This window comes from Microtetraspora sp. NBRC 13810, assembly GCF_030268685.1.
Taxonomy (GTDB): Bacteria; Actinomycetota; Actinomycetes; order Streptosporangiales; family Streptosporangiaceae; genus BSRQ01.
In genome coordinates this window covers 255338-274853 of the sequence record NZ_BSRQ01000010.1, presented here as the reverse complement: position 1 = coordinate 274853, position 19516 = coordinate 255338, and the positions used below count along the sequence as shown (strand labels likewise).

Sequence of the window (19516 nt, the reverse complement as noted above, 5' to 3'; positions counted from 1 at the left end):
GCGGGACTCAGGAGTTGCGGATGCGGCGGCCGGACACGGTGACCGGCCGGACCCTGATGTAAAGATCGCGCCGGCCGCCCGCCCAGGAGCTGAGGCCGGTCGCGGTGCACCTGGCCAGCTCGTCCTCCTGGGAGACGTGATGGGCCGGCCCCCGGACCAGCACGTGCCACCCTTCCCGGTTCGCCTCGTCGATCCGGTCCACCTCGAAGGCGACCATGCATTCGACGCCCTCGACTCCGGTACGCAGATCGGCGTCGAGCGGGCCGCCGAAGGCGGTGCGGAACAGCACGGTCCCCAGGTGCAGCCGGTAGTTGACCGGCATGATCGTCATACCGGCGCAGCCGGTGAAGGCGACCCGGCCGATCCCGCCCGGGGTGAGCAGCCGGAGGCACTCGTCGAATTCGAGTTTCTCCAGATGGGCCCGGCAGCCGGCCCGGCCGCGGCCGGGCGGGAAGTTCACCGAGCGGCCGAGCAGATCGTCGACGCTGGTGGTGAACACCGAGGCCAGCCGGCGCATCGCGGCCATGGTGGGGGAGGCGGCGTTCAGCTCCAGGTACTCGACGTAGCCGGGGTCCATGCCGGTGAGCTCGCCCAGCTCCTCGCGGCTCAGGCCGAGCGACTCGCGGTGCCGGGCTATGCGGCGGCCCAGGTCGCCCGGGGCCGGTGTGCGTGCGGACATCGGGACAACCTCCTCACCGGGCGGTGAGCGGCGCGCGCTCTCACAGCGCGTTCACGGGCACCCGCCCGATCACTTTCAGCTCGCCGAGGTCGGCGACGAGCACGTCCGCCCCGTGGCCGGGGCCGGGCCGGCGGCCGGCGCGGTCCACCCCGACGACGAGGCCGAACCCGCGCCTGCCCGCCTCGGCGACGCAGGCGGCGTCCTCGACCAGCGCGATCCGCTCCGGGGCGGCGCCGAGAAGCCGGGCGGCCTCCCGCAACTGCGCGGGGCCGGGCCGGCAGGGACGGCCGGGCGCGGCGTCGCCGTCCACGAGCACGTCGAACAGGTGGGCCACCGCCGCGGCCGTGACGATCCGCGAGCAGTCCCCGTCCCCGGAGACGGCCGCCGTGCGGGCTCCGCGCCTGCGCAGCTCGTGCAGGAGGCCGACCGTGCCGGGGAAGGCGGCCACGCCGTAGCGCGCCAGGTGCCCGGCGAACAGGTGCTCCTCGGCCCGCGCCAGCGACCGCACGCTGGGCAGGCCGGGCGGGCCGTCCTCGGGCAGGTGCACGCCGCGGGTGGCGAGGAACGCCCGCACGCCGTCGGCCCTGGACCGCCCGTCCACATGGCGCAGGTAGTCCTCGCGGATGTCGAACGGCGCGTACGGCTCGGCGCGGCCGGCGAGGAAGGTGTCGAAGACGTGTTTCCACGCCGCCGCGTGCGCCCGTGCGGTGTCGGTCACCACACCGTCCGCGTCGAAGATCACGGCAGTGGTCGAAGTGAGGTCTATGGCCGGCATCTCGCCGCCTTTCAGTCACTGTGACATGGCTTCAGCATTCCCCGTCAGACCGGTCCAACACCCTGCTATACCCGCTCTGACCTGGGCATAGGCATCCAGGCGCCGGCGTCAGGGCCGATGCCACCGCTGATCCGGTGAATCGGGGGAAGGAGCGTGTCATGGACGTTTTGGACAGAATCGACGCCTACTGGCGGGCGGCGAACTACCTGTCGGTCGGCCAGATCTACCTGCGGGACAACCCCCTGCTGACCGAGCCGCTGGAGCCCCGGCACATCAAACCGCGGCTGCTCGGCCACTGGGGCACCACGCCCGGCCTGAACTTCTGCTTCGCCCACCTCAACCGGGTGATCAAGGAACGCGGCCAGGACATGATCTACATCGCCGGGCCGGGACACGGTGGCCCCGCCGTGGTGGCGCACGCCTGGCTGGAGGGCACGTACTCCGAGCTGTACCCCTACGTGTCCCAGGACGCGGAAGGGATGCGCCGGCTGTTCCGGCAGTTCTCCTACCCCGGCGGCATCCCGAGCCACGCGGCCCCGCAGACCCCCGGCTCCATCCACGAGGGCGGCGAACTCGGCTACTCCCTCGCGCACGCCTACGGCGCGGCCTTCGACAACCCGGGCCTGGTCGTGGCCTGCGTGATCGGCGACGGCGAGGCCGAGACCGGGCCGCTGGCGGCGAGCTGGCACTCCGGCAAGTTCCTCGACCCGCGCCGTGACGGCGTGGTGCTGCCGATCCTGCACCTCAACGGCTACAAGATCGCGAACCCGACCGTGCTGGCCAGGATCCCCGAGGACGAGCTGCGCAGGCTCCTCGAAGGGTACGGCCACCGCCCGCACTTCGTCACCGGCGACGACCCCGCCGCCGTGCACGAGGCCATGGCCGCCGCCCTGGACGCCGTCTTCGGCGAGATCACGGCCGGGACCGGGCAGCGGCCGATGATCGTGCTGCGCACGCCCAAGGGCTGGACCGGGCCGCGCGAGGTGGACGGGCTGCCCGTCGAAGGCACCTGGCGGTCCCACCAGGTGCCGCTGCCCGAGGTCCGGGAGAACGAGGAGCACCGGGCGATGCTGGTCGAGTGGATGCGCTCGTACCGGCCGGAGGAGCTCTTCGACGCCGCCGGGCGGCCGGTGGCGGAGATCCGCGGGCACGTGCCCCCCGGGCGGCGCAGGATGAGCGCCAACCCGCACGCCAACGGCGGCGAGCTGCTCCGCCCGCTGGCGCTGCCCGGCTTCCGCGACTACGCCGTGCAGGTGAAGAGCCCCGCCACGGTCACCTCGGAGCCGACCCGGGTGCTCGGCGCGTTCCTGCGCGACGTCATCACCGCCAACCCGGACAACTTCCGGCTCCTCGGCCCGGACGAGACCGCGTCCAACCGGCTGTCGGCCGTCTTCGAAGCCACCGGCCGGGAGTGGAACGCGGAGATCCTGCCCACCGACGAGCACCTCGCCCCCGGCGGGCGGGTCATGGAGGTGCTGAGCGAGCACCTGTGCCAGGGGTGGCTGGAGGGTTACCTGCTCACCGGCAGGCACGGGCTGTTCAACTGCTACGAGGCGTTCATCCACATCGTGGACGCGATGTTCAACCAGCATGCCAAATGGCTGGAGTCGGCGAACCGGATCCCCTGGCGGCGGCCGGTGGCCTCGCTCAACTACCTGCTGTCCTCGCACGTGTGGCGGCAGGACCACAACGGCTTCAGCCACCAGGACCCGGGCTTCCTCGACGTGGTGCTGAACAAGAAGGCCGAGGTCGTCCGGGTCTACCTGCCGCCGGACGCCAACACGCTGCTCTCGACGGCCGACCACTGCCTGCGCTCGCGCGACTACGTCAACGTGATCGTGGCGGGGAAGCAGCCGGTGCTCGACCTGTTCCCGATGGAGGACGCGGTCACCCACTGCACCCGCGGCCTCGGCATCCTGCCGTGGGCGAGCACCGACGCGGGTGACGATCCGGACGTCGTGCTGGCCTGCGCCGGCGACGTGCCCACCCTGGAGACGCTCGCCGCCGCCGCGCTGCTCCGGGAGCACCTGCCCGGCCTGCGGGTGCGGGTGGTGAACGTGGTGGACCTGATGCGCCTGCTCCCCGACACCGATCATCCGCACGGCCTGCCGGACCGCGGGTACGACGCGCTGTTCACCACCGACAAGCCGGTCATCTTCAACTTCCACGGCTATCCCTGGCTGATCCACCGCCTCACCTACCGCCGGCACGGTCACGACCAGCTGCACGTGCGCGGCTACAAGGAGGAGGGCACCACCACGACGCCCTTCGACATGGCGATGCTCAACGACATCGACAGGTTCCACCTGGTGATGGACGTGATCGACCGGGTGCCGGGGCTCGGCGTCCGGTCGGCGCTGCTGCGCCAGCGGATGGCGGACGCCAGGCTGCGCGCCCGCGCGTACACCAGGGAGCACGGCGAGGATCCCGCGGAGATCGCGGACTGGACCTGGCCCGGCTGAGCGAAGCCGCCGGCCGGAGCAGGTCCGGTTCGGTGCGCGCCTGGGTTCGGCGCACGCCTGGGTTCGGTGCGCGCCTGGCTTCGGTGGGCGTCCTGCGTTGAGTCCGCGCCGAGGGGGAACGGGGGGACGCCGGTCCGGGGCGGCGGGGGCCGCCGCCTCCGCCGGTCAGGGGCGCCGCGCCACGCGGGCGCGGCCGGGGCGCGGGCTCATGGGGGTCACGGCTGCGCCGCGCCGCCCTGCGGGGGTCTCCCTCCCTCCACGGCCCGGGTCAGCGCCCTTACGGCGTCGGTCAGCATGCTGATCTGCTTTTCCAGCCGGTTGATCCGTCCTTCGAGGACGGCCAGCTCGGGGGACTGGAACGCGATGCCGATTTGCCTGCTCATCACCACTCCTCACGGCCTTCTCTCCAGGTTGGTCCCTTGCAAGGATATTTGACAGCCTTCTGACCAATCATTTGCGGTTACCGGCCGTGAAGGAAACTCAACCGCTCTCAGAATCCCGCTTCCGTGGCCCAGGGCGCGCGGGGAGGCGGCCGGGCAGGCCGTATGGTCAGCCCGGGGCGCCCGCACGATAAGGAAAGTCAGCCGTAATGGTGAGAGTGGCGGAACTTCGGCCAGAGCTGTGACCACGGGCGTCTGAGGTCCCGGCACACCAGGATCGGGCGGCCCTGCTCCCGGTTGTCCAGGCCGGTGCCGTTGTCCACCCGGCCCGCCCGGTCGCATGCGGTGAACGCCTCGGCCCGCAGGGCCTCCGTCGTGCCGACGACGACCGCCGTCGTCGCGTGTTCGGGGGGCGGGCCGAACCTGTGCAGCTCGTTGTGGCCGCTGTAGACGGCGGGCAGGCCGAGGCGGGGGCCGTACAGGTCCAGCGCCCCCGCCTCGCCGTAGTTGCCGGCCAGCAGGATCGTGCGCGCGCGGTCCCGCGGCGGCAGGCCGCGGTAGACCCGGGCCACCTGCTCGGCCAGCCTGGGCCAGCCCACCGAGTCACGCACCGCCAGGTTGACCGGCAGCGGCGTCCTGAGCAGCACCTCCAGCGGCAGCACCGACAGCCCGGCGACCACGGCGATCGACGCGTTCACCGCCACCCCGGCGCCGACGAGCAGCCGGCGCCACCGGACCGCGGCCAGCCAGTCGTCGATCACGACGCAGCCCGCGACGAGGCAGAACGCCAGCAGGCTGTAGACGTAGTCGGGCCGGCCGCCGGTCGCGAAGACCAGGACGGAGCAGAACAGCGTCCCCACGGCGAAGGCGCGCAGCGTCCGGTCCCGCAGCAGCCGCACCCACCCGGCGAGCCACAGTACGGCCAGCGGCGGGCCGGGGAAGAACAGGAACTGGTCGCGCACGTAAATGGCGCGGAACTCCGTCCCCCGGTCCTCCGCCAGCGCCCCGGCCATCGTGAGCTGCGGCCAGTCGTGCGCCGCCTGGTAGAGCAGGTTCGGCGCGGCGACCACCAGGGCGAGCAGCAGCCCGAGCCACAGCCACCGGTCGAGGAACACCCGGCGCGGCCCGGCGAGGAGGAGTCCCGCGAGCAGCGCGAGGGGCAGCAGGACGATCAGGTACTTGTTGTAGGTCGCGAGCCCGCACGCGGCGCCCACGGCGAGCCACCACCGCCCGTCGCCGCGGCGGAGCGCCCGGACCGCGCACAGGATCGCCGCGGTCCACAGCGGCAGGTCGAAGACGTTGGTGATCAGGTAGTGCCCGATGCCCAGCACCCAGGGCGTGGTGCCCGCGGCGGCCGCGGCGAGGACCTGCGCCCGCCGCCCGCCGCCCAGCTCACGGGCCACCAGCCCGGCGAGCACGATGTACACGCCGACCGCGATCGGGGACCACACCCACAGGGCGCGCAGGTTGTCGCCGAAGATCTCGGTACCCGCCCAGGCGAGAAAGGGCACCAGCGGCGGCTGGTCGAAGTAGCCCCAGTCCAGATGGTCACGCAGCATGCGGAAGTACAACTCATCGCGGAGATAGCCGTACCGGACGTCGAAGACGAGCAGACCGGCGGTCACGATCGACGCCACGACGGCCACCTGCGCGCCGGCGAACCGGGGAAGGGGCCGCTGATCTTTTCCGGGCATCGGACCTCCATGCCGCCGGAGGGGGAAAGGCCGGAGCCGTCGAAGAGGCTCGGCGGGATTCGGGCGCACGCCGATGATCCTCGTTTGGGATATTACGCGGGGAAACACGAGAAGCCTGTACCTCTTTAGACGCATAAAGCCTGCTGAGAATGGCAAGTCGCGTCCGCGGTGCAGGACATAGCGTGGGGTCATGACTGGAAGCGCCGGAAGGTTTTCCGCACTTCTCCCGCCGGTCGTCAGAGCGGTAAGGCGCGGGTGGTGGCCGGCGGCGCTGGCCCTCGCCGCCCTGCTGGCGACCGCCTGCTCCCCGGCCGGCGACACCCGGGGCGCGCCGGGCGCCGCGCCTCCGGCCACCGCGTCCGGCCGGACACCACAGCCGCCGGGGACGCCGCCGGAGACCACCCGGTCCGCCCCCGCGCACGCCGGTCACGGATCCCCGGCGAAGCCGCCGCGGAGCGCGCCGCTGCGGGCCGGTGAGGAGTTCCGCACCCTCCAGCCGGCCCGCGCCTACACGCCCCGGCCGCCCAGCGGCGGAACCGACGACTACCGCTGCTTCCTCGTCGACCCCGGCCTGCGTGACCGGATGTTCCTGACCGGCACCCGGTTCACGCCGCAGAACACCGGGATCGTGCACCACGCGATCTTCTTCAGGCTCGGCCCCGAACAGGTGGCGCCGGCCAGGGCTCTCGACGCCGGCACCCCGCAGGAGGGCTGGACCTGTTTCGGCGACGCCGGTCTCGGCGGCGCCACCTGGGTCGCCCATTGGGCCCCGGGGACCGGCGAGGCGCTGCTCGACCCGGCCTACGGGCACGAGCTGCCGGCCGGCAGCGCGCTGGTCATGCAGGTGCACTACAACACGCTGGGCGCCGGCGGGCGACCGGTGGGCGCGGACCGGTCCGGCATCCGGCTGCGGCTGTCGGGCGAGGCGCTGCGACCGCTGCGGACCGACCTGCTCACCGCCCCGGTCGAGCTGCCCTGCACGGCACGGGAGTCCGGCCCGCTGTGCGACCGGGAGGCCGCGCTCGCGGACGTCGCCCGCCGGTTCGGCCCGCGTTCCCTGGGCATGGTCGACTACCTCAACCGGCTCTGCTCGGACGGCGGGCCGCCCCGCGCGGGGGCCGTCCAGCGGTGTGACCACGCCGTGTACCGCCCCGCCACCGTGCACGCCCTCGCCGGGCACATGCACCTGCTCGGCCGTTCGATCAGGATCGAGCTCAACCCCGGCACGCCGCGGGCGCGCACCCTGCTCGACGTCCCCTCCTACGACTTCGACGACCAGAGCGCGCGGATCCTCGACCGGCCCGCCCGGATCGGGCCCGGCGACACCCTGAGAGTGACCTGCACCCACGACGCCGGGCTGCGCGCGATGCTGCCCCAGCTGAGCGGCACCCCGCCGCGGCACGTCGTATGGGGCGAGGGCACCAGCGACGAGATGTGCCTGGGCGTCGTCATCGCGTCCGACCCCTGACCCCGTCCGGCGACCCGTCCGGCGACCCGCCCGGTGCCCCCGGTGACTCCGCCTGGTCGCGCCCGCTTGGCGGCGGCCGCCGGAGCGCACACAATCGGGCCATGAGCGAGGGCCTTCCTGACAACGAAGACCGGACCTACATCGGAACGCGGGCGCCCCGGCGGGAGGACGCCCGCCTGCTGACCGGGCGCGGCCGGTTCGTCGGCGGCGTCCGGCCGCCGGGCACCGCGCACGCGGTGGTGGTGCGCAGCCCCATCGCGCACGGCAGGCTGGTGCGGTGCGACGTGAAAGCCGTCGGCGCGGCGGACGGCGTCCTGGACGTGATAACACCGGCCGAGGCGGGGGCGGTCCGGCTGCCCTGCGTCTCGCTCTCCCCGGCCCAGCCGTCGGTCTCCTACCCGGTGCTGGAGGAGACGATCCGCTACGTGGGCCAGCCGGTCGCCGTGGTGGTGGCTCGCACGGCCGAGGAGGCCAGGGACGCCGCCGACCTGATCGACCTGGAGTTCGACGAGCTGCCCGCCGTGGTCGGCGTGGAGACCGCGCTGCGGCCCGACGTCCCGGTGCTGCACCCCGAGTGGGGCACCAACCTGGTCGCCGACTTCGAGCTCGGGGACGGCGCCGCCGCCTGCGAGGAGGCGTTCGCGGGGGCCGAGCACGTGGTGGAGATGACGTTCCGGATCGGCAGGGCGTCGCCGTACCCGCTGGAGCCGCGCGGACTCGTGGCCCGCTACACCGAGGGCGAGCTGACGATCTGGGCCTCCTCACAGGCCCCGCACCACGTGCGCGAGCACGCCGCGGAGGCCCTCGGCCTCACCCAGGACCGGGTGCGGGTCATCACCCGCGACGTCGGCGGCGGGTTCGGCCTCAAGGAGCACCTGTACCCGGACGAGACGCTGATCTGCCTGGCCGCCATGCGGCTCGGCGTGCCGGTGAGCTGGACCGAGGCGCCCGCCGACCGGCTCGTCGCGAGCCTGCCCGCCCGGGACGCCGTGCACCGGGCCAGGCTGGCGCTGGACGGCGAAGGGCGGTTCGTCGCCCTGTACGCCGACCTGCTCGGCGACCTCGGCTCCCACCCGTCCAACGTGGGCACGTCCCCGCTCGCCGTCTGCGCCACCATGCTGCCCGGCCCCTACCGCTTCGACCGGGCCGGCGCCAGGGTGCGCGCCGTCGTCACCACCACCACGCCCACCGGCTCCTACCGCGGATTCGGCCAGCCCGAGGCCGCCTGGACCAGGGAACGGCTGATCGACGAGGCGGCCAGGCGGCTCGGCCTCGACCCGGTCGAGCTGCGGCTGCGCAACATGATCACTCCTGGCGAGCTGCCCTGCTCCACCCGCACCTGGCAGTCCTACGACACCGGCGACTACCCGCGCGCCCTGCGCGCCCTGCGCGACCTCGTCGCCGCGCGGCCGGCCGCCGCTCCCGGCGACGGGCGCAGGCGCGGCGTCGGATACTCCTGCCACGTGCAGTCCACCGGGCTCGGCCCCTCGTCGGAGATGAAGGCGATGGGCATCCTGGCCGGCGGGTACGAGACGGCGATCGTGCGGATGGAGCCGGACGCCTCCGTCGTCGTCACCGCCGGGGTCGCCGGAATGGGCCAGGGCATCGAGACCACGCTCGCCCAGCTCGCCGCCGACCGGGTGGGAGTGCCGCTGGACCGGGTCAAGGTGGTGCTCGGCGACACGCTCGCCACGCCGTACTCCTCGCTCGGGTCGATCGCCAGCCGTTCCCTGGTGGTCGGCGGGGGAGCGCTGACCCGCGCCGCCGTACGGCTGCGCGCCAGGATCCTCGCCGTCGCCGCCCACCACCTCGAAGCCGCGCCGGACGACCTGGAGATCACCGGCTCGGCGGTGCGGGTGAAAGGCGACCCGGCGGCCAGGATCGAGCTCTCCGACGTCGCCACGGCGGCGTGGCGCGGCTGGGACCTGCCCGAGGGCGCGGAACCCGGCCTGGAGGAACGGGTCACCTACGACCCCGTCGCCAGCACCTACGCCTACGGCGCGCACGCGGCGGCCGTGGCCGTCGACCCCGAGACGGGGGCGGTCGAGGTGGAGGGCTACTGGGTGGTCAACGACTGCGGGGTGATGGTCAACCCGGCGATCGTCGAAGGGCAGATCAGGGGCGGGGTCGCGCAGGGGATCGGCATGGCGCTCACCGAGGAGGTGGCCTACACCGCCGACGGGCAGCCGTCCGCCGAGTACCTGCTCCCGACGGCGCTGGAGGTGCCGGACGTCGAGATCGTGCTCCTGGAGACCCCCTCGCCGCACACGCCGGGCGGCATGAAGGGCGTCGGAGAGGCGGGCACCATCGGCCCGCCGGCGGCCATCGGCAACGCGGTCGCCGCCGCCCTGCCGGAGATCGCGGGCGGCCTCACCGACACGCCGATCACGCCGTTCGCCGTGTGGTCGCGGCTGGACGGCGCCTGAGGTTCAGGCGGCGCGGCGCCAGCGCGGGTCGCGGTAGAGCACCACGGAGGCGCCGCGCAGGAGCTCGTCCGGCGCGGACAGCAGGACGAGCTCGCCCGCCGCCTCCAGCTGGTGCAGCACGTCGCGCACCCGCGGGCCGACCGGGAGGCGGCCGGGACGCAGGCCGAGCGTGGCGCGCACCGCGTCGGCCACCTCCGACAGCGTGAACGTGGCGGACGACTGGGCGACGATGCTCCGCACCAGGGACACGGTGATCGTCGTCTCGGCCTGGTTGTAGGCGAGCTGCCAGATGAGCTGGTCGCGCCGCCGCCCTGTGCCGGCGCACGCGACGCAGCGCCGGACGTAACCCGGCACGATTTCCTCGGTGGCCGCCCCCAGGCAGGAGGAGCACCGGTCGTGCTCCATGGCGTGCAGCTCCGCGGCGACCCGATCGGGCAGGGGCGTGCCGCACGCGCAGCCGAAACTGCGGTATCCGCCCTGGACCAGGACGAGATCGTCGGCGTCCGCCGGGATGTCGTCCCAGACGGTGGAGATGGTGTGCGTGGTCACCACCGTCACTCTAGCCGCGATCGGCGGACGTCAGCCCGCCGCCGCCCAGCCGTACTGCTCCATGAGCACCAGGGCGACCTGGACGAAACGGTCCTCGTCCAGCACGGCGCCCTCGCGCCGGATGCCGTCGTCGTCGAACTCGTAGATGCGGTCGAGGCGCAGGTAGGAGACCCGGTCCCGGCGGTCCCACGGCCCGGCGCCGAGCTCCAGCCAGTCGGCGGCCTGGTCGCGGTGGTCGCCGCCCCGGCTGGACAGCATCATGCCGAGCAGGCCGTGCCCGCTGCGGCCGATCACCAGCAGCGGCCGGTCCTTGCCGCGCGCCGGGTCGTCCTCGTAGGGCACCCAGGCCCAGACGATCTCACCGGGGTCGGCCCGCCCGTCGAGATCGGGAGAGTATTCCAGGGCCACCGCGCGCTCCACGGTGTGCACCTGCCGCACCGCGCCCCGCGCGGGCCGGGGGTCGTCCTCGAGATTCCGCACCCGCGCAGCCTACCGATCAACCCCCGCCCCGGTCTTCCCCCGGTCCGGGACCGGCCACCGCGACGGCGTCCTGAGCGGTCTCTCAGTCTCTGAGGGAGTTCTCAGCCTGTCTCAGCCTCGGCACAGGACATACCGCGCAGGCTGCTGGCAGACAGGTGAAACGACATACCGTGAAGGAGTGAGATGCCGACCTATACGAGACGAGGCCGGATCGTGAGATGGGGAGTGCCCATCGCCGCGGTGGCCGTCGTCGCGGGAGCCGTCACGGCCGGCCCGGTGATCGCCGCCGTCCAGGGCGACCCGGTGCTGCCGGAGCGCAGCGCGGGGCAGCTGCTCGCCGAGGCGGTCCGCGCCGGGCAGAGCGGCGACGTGCCGCCCATGTCGGGGACGGTCGTCGAGACCGCCTCCCTCGGCATACCGGGGCTGCCGGAGGTGACGGGCGACACCGGCTCCCCGGCCGCCCTCCTGGCCGGCTCGCACGAGGCGCGGGTCTGGTACGGCGACGCCGGGCGGGTCCGGGTCGCGCTGCCCGGCCGGATGAGCGAGACCAACCTGATCGTCAACGGCGACCAGGCGTGGCTGTGGGAGAGCGCCGGCAACCGGGCGACCAGGATCAAGCTCCCCGAGGGGCACGCCGGGGCCAGGCCCACGCCGCTGCCGTCCGTGGTCACCCCGCAGGAGGCGGCCACCCGGATGCTGGCGGGGGCCGAGGAGCACAGCGCGGTCAGCGTGACCAACACCGAGCGGGTCGCCAACCGCCCCTCCTACCAGCTCGTCCTCACCCCGAAGGACGACCGCTCGCTGGTCAGCGAGATCAAGCTCGCGCTCGACGGCGAGACGTTCGTCCCCCTGAGGTTCCAGGTGTACGCCAAGGGGTCGCTGGAGCCCGCCTTCGAGGTCGGCTACACCTCGGTCACCTTCTCGCCTCCCGCGCCGGAGAACTTCACGTTCACCCCGCCGGCGGGTGCGAAGGTCGAGGAGCAGACCCTCGGCGCGGACGCGAAGCGCGTGCCCGGCGGCCTGACCGAGGAGGGGCGCGGCGAGGTCAGGACGGTCGGCTCGGGCTGGACCACCGTCGTGGTGCTGCCCGCGCCCGACGCGGACACCCTCCGGCGCCAGGCGTCGCAGGCCCAGGCCCCGTCGTCGGCCCCCTCGTCGGACCCGTCGCCGGGGCAGGGTGAGGCGGGGCAGGCCGGGCAGGGTGAGGCGGGCGCCGGGCAGCTCGTCGCCGCCGTGCTCGACTCCGCCGAGCGGGTGCAGGGCGAGTGGGGAAGCGGCAGGCTGCTGCGGACCAAGCTCGTCACCGCCCTGCTCACCGACGACGGCCGGCTGCTGGCCGGCGCGGTCCGTCCCGAGGTGCTGTACGAGGCGGCGGGCCGGAAGTGAGCACGGCGAAGCCAGGGGAGACGCCGCTCCTGGCGGGGGATCGCGGGACCGTGGGCACGGCCGTGCCCGCGCGGTCCCGCGGCACGGGCCTCGACGAGGTCCGGGGGACGTCCGAAGGGGCGTCCCCGCCCTCCCCGCCCGCGCAGGACTGCTCGATCGTCACGCGTGGCCTGACCAAGCGTTTCCGCGGCGGCCAGGTCGCCGTGGACGATCTCCACCTCGCCGTGCCGCGCGGCTCGGTGTTCGGCTTCCTCGGCCCGAACGGATCGGGTAAGACGACCACCATCCGGATGCTGCTCGGCCTCGTCACCCCCACCTCCGGCGGGTGCGAGGTGCTCGGTGAGGAGCTGCCCGGCGGTCTCGGCGCCGCGCTGCCCAGGGTGGGCGCGGTGGTCGAGGGGCCGGCGTTCTATCCGTACCTGTCCGGCGCGGCCAACCTGCGGCGCTTCGACGCCGCCGACCCGGCCGCCGACCGCCGCACCGCGCCGGACCGCATCGGCGCGGCCCTGGACCGGGTCGGCCTGTCCGCCGCCGCGGGCAAGCGCTACCGCGCCTACTCGCTCGGCATGCGCCAGCGCCTGGCCATCGCCGCCGCGCTGCTCCGCCCGCGTGACCTGCTCATCCTGGACGAGCCCACCAACGGCCTGGACCCGCAGGGCACCAGGGAGGTGCGCGCGCTGGTCCGCGAGATCGCCGCCGACGGCACCACGGTGTTCGTCTCCTCGCACCTGCTGGCCGAGGTGGAGCAGATGTGCACGCACATCGCCGTGATGCGCACCGGCCGGCTCGTCGCCCAGGGGCCGCTCGCCGAGCTGCGCGGCGGCGCCGCCCCCAGGATCCGGATCGAGACCCCGGACGCGGCGCGGGCGGCGGCCGTGCTCGGCCGCCTCGGCCTGGCCGCGGTGCGCGCGGGGGAGGGCGAGGCGAGCGCGGAGCCGGGCGAGGTGCCCACCGAGCGGATCTGCGCCGAGCTCGTCGGCGACGGCGTCGCCGTACGCGGCCTGGCCGTGCAGCGGCCGAGCCTGGAGGACGTCTTCGTCCGCCTGACCGGGGAGGGGTTCGATGTCGACGGTTGAGGCGCGGGCCGGTGCGGAGATCGTCACCGGCGGGCCGGGAGGTCCGGCCGGTCCGGGCGCCGCACGGGCCGCGGTGCCGCGGGACGCCGGGCGGCGCGTCCGGGGGAACACCTGGCGGCTGCTCGGGTCGGAGGTGGGGCTGACCTTCCGGCGTCCGCGCAATCTGGTGATGCTGGCGGTGCTCGCCCTGGTGCCGGCGGTCATCGGGGTGGTGCTCCGCACGGTGAGCGCCGGGGGCGCCGAAGGCGACGCCGGGGCGATCATCGGTGCCGTGGCGGGCAACGGGATGCTGCTGGCCTTCGTCTCGCTGTTCGTGCTGGTGCCGCTGCTGCTGCCGGTGGCGGTCGCGGTGGTGGCCGGCGACGCTATCGCGGGGGAGGCGAGCCTCGGCACGCTGCGCTATCTGCTCGCCGCCCCGGCCGGCCGTACCCGGCTGCTGGCCGTGAAGTATGTCAACGCGGTCGTCTTCGGGCTGGCCGCGACCGCGGTCGTGGCGGCCTCCGCCCTGGTCACCGGGTTCGCGCTGTTCCCGATCGGGCCGGTCACCCTGCTGTCGGGCTCCACGATCCCGGTCGCCGAGGGGATGCTGCGGGTCCTGATCGCGGTGGCGTACGTCGGGGCCGGGATGGCCGCCCTGTCGGCCCTCGCGCTCGCCGTCTCCACGCTGACCGAGGCACCGATCGGGGCCATCGCGGGCACCGTCGTGTTCGTGATCCTGACCCAGGTGCTCTCCACGATCCCGCAGCTCGCGGTGATCGAGCCCTACCTGCTGACGTCGTACCTGCCGCGGTTCGACGGCGCGCTGCGTGATCCGGTGGCGACCGAGGAGATGACCCGCGGCCTGCTGGCGTTCGCCGCCCACATCGCCGTGTGCGGCTCGTTCGCCTGGGCGCGGTTCCACAGCCGCGACGTCACGTCCTGACCGCGCGGGCTCCCCCGGGTGCGCCCGGGGGAGCCCGCGGGGGCGGTCAGGCGCGGGAGCGGCGGAAGCCCAGGACGCCGACGACCGTGCCGATCAGGCCGACCAGGATGCCGGCCGCGGCGAGCACCCGGGCGGTGGTGTCGGAGGCGGCGGCGGCCGAGGAGGAGGCGGCGGCGACGGGGGTCACCGACGGCGCCGCCGCGCCGGAGGGCGCGGCGGCCGGGGCCGCCGCGCCGTGCCCGCCGTCACCGGACGGCGGGACCAGCTTGAGCACGGGGGCGGGACGCTCGGGCTCCGACCCGTCGGCCTTCGGCTCGTCGGCCCACTTGACGACCTCCCCGTTGGAGTACGTCTGCGTGGTGGGGAAGATCAGCTGGTCGGTGTCCTTCGGGACGCCGCCGATGGACACCTCGAACTCCTGGAACTGCCCGGGGTCGATCTCGCCCCCGGACCAGGTGATCCTGGTGACCGCCTCGGTGATCTCGCCGTACTCGCCGTTGACCGGCTTGGGCAGCTTGCCCTCGTGGACGTCGATCTTCCAGCCGTCCACCGGGCGGACGGAGACGAACGGCAGCGGGTGGTCGGTCGGGAACTCCACTTCGAGCTTGGTCGTCCTGGCGTCGTCGCGCTCGTTCGGCACCCGGAAGGCGACCTTGCTGAACGAGCCCTGCTCGACGCTGTTCGGGTTGATGGTGACGTGCGCGAGGGCGGGCAGGGCGAGGCCGAGGGTGAGGGCGGTGACGGCGGCGGTGACGGCCAGGACGCGGCGGCCGGCCACGGCGCACACGGAGGAAAGGGACAACGGATTCTCCACTTGTGAACAGGGCATGGGGACACCCGGCCCGGCTTGGACGGGCGGGCCGCGGTGGAAGGGAACGTCCTCGGAGCGAGGGATCGGGGTCAGGCGGCGGGAAGCGGAGGACCGCGCCGGATGACCGTGTGCCGCAGCACCGCGGCGGGGGAGGCGGCGGGCCGGCGGCCCGCGGCGGGGACGGGCGGGAGCGGCCGGGGGGCCGATCCCGTACGGCGCAGCAGGGCGCCGAGCCGGCGGGTGACCGCCGAGCCGAGCCGGCGCAGCAGCGACCACAGCGCGGCCTCGCCGCGGGCCAGCCACCAGCCGGTGATCAGCGTCGCGGTGAGGTGGGCGGCCAGCATGCCGACGCTCTCGCCCAGCCCCGAGCCGCCGCCGTGCAGGTGCGTGGACAGGGAGGCGGTGGAGCCGTCGAGGGCGAAGAGCTCGTGCAGGAAGAGCTGGGTCGCGATCAGGCCGACGCTGATCACGGCGGCGGAGCGCTCCCGGCCGGCCGTCGCCGTGGCGAGGAGCATGACGACGGTGCCGCCCGCCGCCACCGCCCACGCCGCCGGACCCGTGCCGCCCGCCAGGCCGTGCCCGAGGGCGGCCAGCGCCACGCAGACGACCGAGAAGGCGGCCGACCGCGCGAGGCGGAGGGGGAGACGTGCGCGCATGACGGCCACATGTTCTCACGCGGGGCGGCCGGTGTGCTCGGCCGTGGGTGACCTGTCGGGATTGACGGAGTTGGCGGGAACTAGCGGTGAAGGGGGTGTTTGTCGCTAGGGTTGCGGCGAGCGTCGGACCCGCTCGGCGAACCTCGCCCACGGGTCCGCCGCGCCTCCGGCACGCTAGGTGGTGGCTCATGCGGCATTTCATGGGATTGCTCGTAGGTGTGGTGGTCACCGCCGTCCTGCTGGCGGGCGGTGGCTGGGCGACTCAGGAGGCGATGGCGCAGGCGGCCACCCCCGCGCCCGGCGGCGCGCCGCTCTGGATCGCCCTCGGCTCCATGGCGGGGGTCGGCCTGGTGCTCGGCCTGGTGGTCGCGGGCCGGATCTCGCCGCTGGCCGCGTTCGTGCCGTCGATGGTGCTGCTGGCCTGGACCGTCGTCTACGCCCTGGACGCGAACCGCGCCCTGTCCCTCGTCCCCGGCGACCCCACCCTGCACGAGGTGATCCTCCAGGCGGCCAAGGGTGCCACGGCCCTGCTGACCACCGGCGTCCTCGGCCTGGTCGGCGTCGCGCTGTTCGTTCCGGTCCTGATGCCCTCCCGCTGGTCCGGCCGGGAGGAGGCGGACGAGGAGGACTACGAGGAGTCCACCGAGGCGGGCTACTACTAAGCGGTTCCCGGTGGACGTGCCGGAGCCGGCGATCACGCGGGACCGGGACAGGCCGCTCACCACTTGGTAGAACCCGTTCTACGAAGGGAAGGTATCCGGGAGAGGGGAATGGCTCCGTCCGGTTCGGAGGTCCAGCCATGCACCGCGAGATCGACAGGGACGTGCATCCCGACTATCCCGTGAGCTGGCAGGCCCTGGCCGCGAACACGCTGCTGCGGGGGACCATGAAACCCGTGTCGGCGGTGTTCCTGCGGCATCCGGCGGCCCTGACCGTGCTGGGGCGGGCGGTGGAGGTGGCCCAGCGCGTCCCGGTGCGCCTGCCCGGGCACGTGCGCGTCGCCACCGAGCGGTTCGGCGCCTGCGGCGGGGAATGGGTGCGCGCGGGCCGGGCGCCCGACGAGCGGAAGGTGGTGCTGTACTTCCACGGCGGCGCCTATTTCATCTGCTCGCCGGCCACCCACCGGGCGATCACCTGGCGGATGTCGGCGGCGGCCCGCCGTCCGGTGCTCGCGCTGGACTACCGGCAGGGGCCGGTGCACTCGCTGGCCGAGTCGCTGAGCGACGCGATGGCGGCCTACCGGTGCCTGCTGGAGCGGGGTTACGCGGGCCGGGACATCGTGCTGGCCGGCGACTCGGCGGGCGGGCATCTCACCCTCGCCACGCTGCTGTCGCTGCGCGACCGGGACCTGCCGCTGCCCGCGGCGGCGATCTGCCTGTCCCCGTGGACCGACCTCACCGACACGCCGCGCCGGGCCAACCGGTGGCTCGACCCGATGCTGCCCGTGGGGCGCATCGAGTGGCTCGCCCGCCGGTGGACCGACGGCCTCGACCCGCGTGACCCGCTGGTCTCCCCGGCCTACGGCGACTACACCGGGCTGCCGCCGCTGATGATCGTCACCGGTTCCACCGAGGTGCTGAGGGACGAGGGGCGCCGGGTGGCCCTCCAGGCACGGAGGGCGGGCGTGCCGGTCACGTACGAGGAGTGGCACCGGATGCCGCACGTGTTCGCCATCCTGGCCGACGTGGTCCCCGAGGCCCGTCTCGTCTTCCGGCACATGTCCCGGTTCCTGGCCGCCGTCCAGCACACCCGGGCCGGCGCCGGCCTGGACTCCGCCGGCGACCCGCTGCCGGACGCCCTGCTTGACCCGGCCCCCGCCTCCGCTTCGGCCTCCGCTTCGGACGCCGCCTCGGCTCCCGCCCCCGCTTTGGACGCCGCTTCGGACGCCGGACCCCGGCGCACCGGCCCCGGATCGGCCGCCGCCTGACCCGGGGGAGGGAGCGTGACGCCGCTGGTCACGACGGTAAATCCGGCACCTGTCACCCATCTGGTAACAGCCGTGACTATCCCTGAGGTATCAGTCGCCTTACCTGCCATACCCCTTGCCGCCACTTAGCGGCAAATATCCCCCTTATCCAGCCACAGTGTGCTTGCCGTACCCCCATGAAGGAGAGGCAATATCCGGATGGCAGGCGGTGGAACCGGTCCGAAGAACGGCATGCCGCCGGGCGTGCGACCGCTCACGGTGGGTGATCCGGTCATCATCGGACGCTATCTGCTCCTCGGCAGGCTGGGCACCGGCGGGATGGGCGTCGTCTATCTCGCCGAGCATCCCGAGGGAGGGCTCGTCGCCCTCAAGACTCCGCACGCCGTACACCTCGGCGACCCCGTCCTGCGGGCGAGGTTCACCGAGGAGGTCGCGTTCTCCCAGCGGGTGGTCCCCTTCTGCACCGCGGCCGTGGTCGAGGACGGCGCCGGGCGGGAACGTCCCCACCTGGTCACCGAGTACATCCCCGGCCCGGCGCTGTCGGAGGTGGTCACCGCCCGCGGCCCGCTCACCGCCGACCTCGCCTACGGCGTGGCGCTCGGCGTGGCGGCCGCGCTGTCGGCGGTGCACGAGGCCGGGCTGGTGCACCGCGACCTCAAGCCGGGCAACGTGCTGCTCTCCCCGCGGGGGCCGCGTCTCATCGACTTCGGGATCGCCAGGGATCTCACCGGGTACCCCGACCCGGCCGCCGCGCACACCCAGGCCGGTCAGGTGATGGGCAGTCCGGGCTGGGTGGCGCCGGAACGGCTCACCGGCGGCCTCGCCGTACCGGCCTCCGACGTGTTCTCGTGGGGGTGCGTGGTCGCCTACGCGGTCACCGGGCACCATCCCTTCGGGTCGGGCGAGCCGGACGTGGTGACCCGTCGCATCATGGTCGAGCCGCCGCGGCTCACCGGGGTGCCCGCCCTGCTCACGCCGGCCGTACGGGCCGCGCTGGACAAGGACCCGGCGGCCCGGCCGGGCGCCGCGGACCTGCTCGGCGCGCTGCTCGCGGCCGGCGGGGTGGGGGCGCCGGGCGATCCGCGCGAGGCCGTCGCCGCCGTCATGGAGGAACTGTGGGCGCCCGTGCCCTACCCCGCGGCGCGGGTCAGGCCGGCATCCGGGGGCGGCCCGGGGCCGAGGGACGAGCGCACGGGACCGGGAGCGCGGGAGGAACGGACCGGCGGCAGGCGGGGACGGGAGGAGCGGACCGGCGGCAAGCGGGCGCGGCGGCGTCCCGCCCACCTGTCGCATGCCAGTTTCGCCGCCCTGGCCACCGTGTCCATCGCCGCGGTCACCGTGATCGCCGCGAGTGGCGGCGCGACCCTGGGCGAAACCGGCCGGGAGGCGGCGCCGTACGCCGTCACGCCGGACGGCACCGCGCTGTCCACCGCCCGCCCCGCCGAGACCGGCCCGCCCGGCTCGTCCTTCGCCCCCGCGCCCGTGGCCGGACGGCGCTCGCCGCCCGCCGCCGTGGTGATCACCACCCGCCGGACGCAGGGGGAGCCCCCTTACACCACGCCGCACGGCACCTGGTCGGCGCCGCCGCCTCCGCAGGAGTCCGCGCCGCAACGCCCGGATCCGGTCCCCACCGACGAGGAGGTCTGCCTCAACCGCAAGGGCAAACCACGCCCCTGCCCCTCCGCCACCCGCACCCGCCCGCGCCCCAGCGGCGGCATCACCACCGAACCCCAGTGGGGCGGCGGCGAGTCCCCTTCCCCCACCCCCACCGACACCACCGTCCCCACCACCCCGGCCACAACGGAGTCCGCAACGTCCTGACCCC

General features: G+C 74.2%; 17 protein-coding genes. 9 read left to right on the top strand and 8 right to left on the bottom strand.

All coding sequences use genetic code 11. The features are described 5' to 3' along the window. Window positions 1–7 precede the first annotated feature (7 nt). Window positions 8–679: a pyridoxamine 5'-phosphate oxidase family protein gene (locus tag QSK26_RS21900; protein WP_285777081.1), complete on the bottom strand. Its 672-nt coding sequence runs from the start codon at window positions 677–679 to the stop codon at window positions 8–10. A 40-nt stretch (window positions 680–719) separates the two neighbouring features. After that, window positions 720–1454 carry an HAD family hydrolase gene (locus QSK26_RS21895; protein WP_285777080.1) on the bottom strand — a complete coding sequence of 245 codons (735 nt, stop codon included), beginning with the start codon at window positions 1452–1454 and terminating at the stop codon, window positions 720–722. Between the two features lie 134 nt (window positions 1455–1588). Between QSK26_RS21895 and QSK26_RS21890 the strand changes: the two genes are divergently transcribed. Then, a complete protein-coding gene (locus QSK26_RS21890) occupies window positions 1589–3916 on the top strand; it encodes a phosphoketolase family protein (RefSeq protein WP_285777079.1) in 2328 nt (775 codons plus the stop codon). A 215-nt stretch (window positions 3917–4131) separates the two neighbouring features. On the opposite strand, the gene QSK26_RS21885 is transcribed toward QSK26_RS21890, so the two are convergent. Together QSK26_RS21885 and QSK26_RS21880 are read right to left on the bottom strand one after the other, a co-directional pair. After that, window positions 4132–4299: a hypothetical protein gene (locus tag QSK26_RS21885; RefSeq protein ID WP_285777078.1), complete on the bottom strand. Its 168-nt coding sequence runs from the start codon at window positions 4297–4299 to the stop codon at window positions 4132–4134. 197 nt (window positions 4300–4496) lie between these two features. Next, the gene (locus QSK26_RS21880; protein ID WP_285777077.1) at window positions 4497–5990 is read right to left on the bottom strand and encodes an ArnT family glycosyltransferase; all 1494 of its coding nucleotides are present in this window, start codon (window positions 5988–5990) and stop codon (window positions 4497–4499) included. Between the two features lie 190 nt (window positions 5991–6180). Here QSK26_RS21880 and QSK26_RS21875 point away from each other — a divergent pair, with 190 nt between their 5' ends. After that, window positions 6181–7458 (top strand): monooxygenase, encoded by a 1278-nt coding sequence (locus QSK26_RS21875; RefSeq protein ID WP_285777076.1) that lies wholly within the window; start codon window positions 6181–6183, stop codon window positions 7456–7458. A gap of 101 nt (window positions 7459–7559) precedes the next feature. Then, window positions 7560–9884, top strand: a complete 2325-nt coding sequence (locus QSK26_RS21870; protein WP_285777075.1) for a xanthine dehydrogenase family protein molybdopterin-binding subunit — start codon at window positions 7560–7562, stop codon at window positions 9882–9884. 3 nt (window positions 9885–9887) lie between these two features. Here QSK26_RS21870 and QSK26_RS21865 read toward each other — a convergent pair whose 3' ends face one another. After that, on the bottom strand, window positions 9888–10433 hold the full coding sequence (locus QSK26_RS21865; RefSeq protein ID WP_285777074.1) for a hypothetical protein: 546 nt from the start codon (window positions 10431–10433) through the stop codon (window positions 9888–9890). 30 nt (window positions 10434–10463) lie between these two features. Next, on the bottom strand, window positions 10464–10913 hold the full coding sequence (locus QSK26_RS21860) for a type II toxin-antitoxin system PemK/MazF family toxin (RefSeq protein WP_285777073.1): 450 nt from the start codon (window positions 10911–10913) through the stop codon (window positions 10464–10466). A 183-nt stretch (window positions 10914–11096) separates the two neighbouring features. Between QSK26_RS21860 and QSK26_RS21855 the strand changes: the two genes are divergently transcribed. The 3 genes from QSK26_RS21855 to QSK26_RS21845 are packed head-to-tail and all read left to right on the top strand — an operon-like array spanning window position 11097 to window position 14297. After that, window positions 11097–12299 (top strand): LolA family protein, encoded by a 1203-nt coding sequence (locus tag QSK26_RS21855; RefSeq protein WP_285777072.1) that lies wholly within the window; start codon window positions 11097–11099, stop codon window positions 12297–12299. After that, window positions 12296–13375: an ABC transporter ATP-binding protein gene (locus tag QSK26_RS21850; RefSeq protein WP_285777071.1), complete on the top strand. Its 1080-nt coding sequence runs from the start codon at window positions 12296–12298 to the stop codon at window positions 13373–13375. Before QSK26_RS21855 ends, QSK26_RS21850 begins: the two co-directional genes overlap by 4 nt. After that, window positions 13362–14297, top strand: coding sequence for a DUF2705 family protein (locus QSK26_RS21845; RefSeq protein ID WP_285777070.1), 936 nt, complete (start codon window positions 13362–13364; stop codon window positions 14295–14297). Before QSK26_RS21850 ends, QSK26_RS21845 begins: the two co-directional genes overlap by 14 nt. A gap of 46 nt (window positions 14298–14343) precedes the next feature. Here QSK26_RS21845 and QSK26_RS21840 read toward each other — a convergent pair whose 3' ends face one another. Further along, on the bottom strand, window positions 14344–15099 hold the full coding sequence (locus tag QSK26_RS21840; protein ID WP_285777069.1) for a YcnI family copper-binding membrane protein: 756 nt from the start codon (window positions 15097–15099) through the stop codon (window positions 14344–14346). Between the two features lie 98 nt (window positions 15100–15197). Next, entirely contained in the window at window positions 15198–15764 is a 567-nt protein-coding gene (locus QSK26_RS21835; RefSeq protein WP_285777068.1) for an MFS transporter, read from the bottom strand. Window positions 15765–15964: 200 nt separating this feature from the next. On the opposite strand from QSK26_RS21835, the gene QSK26_RS21830 reads away from it, so the two are divergent. The 3 genes from QSK26_RS21830 (at window position 15965) to QSK26_RS21820 (ending at window position 19512) form a co-directional block, all read left to right on the top strand. Continuing rightward, a complete protein-coding gene (locus tag QSK26_RS21830; RefSeq protein ID WP_285777067.1) occupies window positions 15965–16426 on the top strand; it encodes a hypothetical protein in 462 nt (153 codons plus the stop codon). A 137-nt stretch (window positions 16427–16563) separates the two neighbouring features. Further along, window positions 16564–17691 carry an alpha/beta hydrolase gene (locus tag QSK26_RS21825; protein ID WP_285777066.1) on the top strand — a complete coding sequence of 376 codons (1128 nt, stop codon included), beginning with the start codon at window positions 16564–16566 and terminating at the stop codon, window positions 17689–17691. A 198-nt stretch (window positions 17692–17889) separates the two neighbouring features. Then, window positions 17890–19512 carry a serine/threonine-protein kinase gene (locus QSK26_RS21820; RefSeq protein WP_285777065.1) on the top strand — a complete coding sequence of 541 codons (1623 nt, stop codon included), beginning with the start codon at window positions 17890–17892 and terminating at the stop codon, window positions 19510–19512. Window positions 19513–19516 lie beyond the last annotated feature (4 nt).

Bases quoted from the DNA above. Each gene is read 5' to 3' on its own strand.
- QSK26_RS21825 (WP_285777066.1), top strand. From the start codon at position 16,564: ATGCACCGCGAGATCGACAGGGACGTGCATCCCGACTATCCCGTGAGC.
- QSK26_RS21870 (WP_285777075.1), top strand. From the start codon at position 7,560: ATGAGCGAGGGCCTTCCTGACAACGAAGACCGGACCTACATCGGAACG.
- QSK26_RS21830 (WP_285777067.1), top strand. From the start codon at position 15,965: ATGGGATTGCTCGTAGGTGTGGTGGTCACCGCCGTCCTGCTGGCGGGC.
- QSK26_RS21885 (WP_285777078.1), bottom strand. From the start codon at position 4,299: ATGAGCAGGCAAATCGGCATCGCGTTCCAGTCCCCCGAGCTGGCCGTC.
- QSK26_RS21895 (WP_285777080.1), bottom strand. From the start codon at position 1,454: ATGCCGGCCATAGACCTCACTTCGACCACTGCCGTGATCTTCGACGCG.
- QSK26_RS21845 (WP_285777070.1), top strand. From the start codon at position 13,362: ATGTCGACGGTTGAGGCGCGGGCCGGTGCGGAGATCGTCACCGGCGGG.
- QSK26_RS21900 (WP_285777081.1), bottom strand. From the start codon at position 679: ATGTCCGCACGCACACCGGCCCCGGGCGACCTGGGCCGCCGCATAGCC.
- QSK26_RS21820 (WP_285777065.1), top strand. From the start codon at position 17,890: ATGGCAGGCGGTGGAACCGGTCCGAAGAACGGCATGCCGCCGGGCGTG.
- QSK26_RS21835 (WP_285777068.1), bottom strand. From the start codon at position 15,764: ATGCGCGCACGTCTCCCCCTCCGCCTCGCGCGGTCGGCCGCCTTCTCG.
- QSK26_RS21875 (WP_285777076.1), top strand. From the start codon at position 6,181: ATGACTGGAAGCGCCGGAAGGTTTTCCGCACTTCTCCCGCCGGTCGTC.
- QSK26_RS21855 (WP_285777072.1), top strand. From the start codon at position 11,097: ATGCCGACCTATACGAGACGAGGCCGGATCGTGAGATGGGGAGTGCCC.
- QSK26_RS21880 (WP_285777077.1), bottom strand. From the start codon at position 5,990: ATGCCCGGAAAAGATCAGCGGCCCCTTCCCCGGTTCGCCGGCGCGCAG.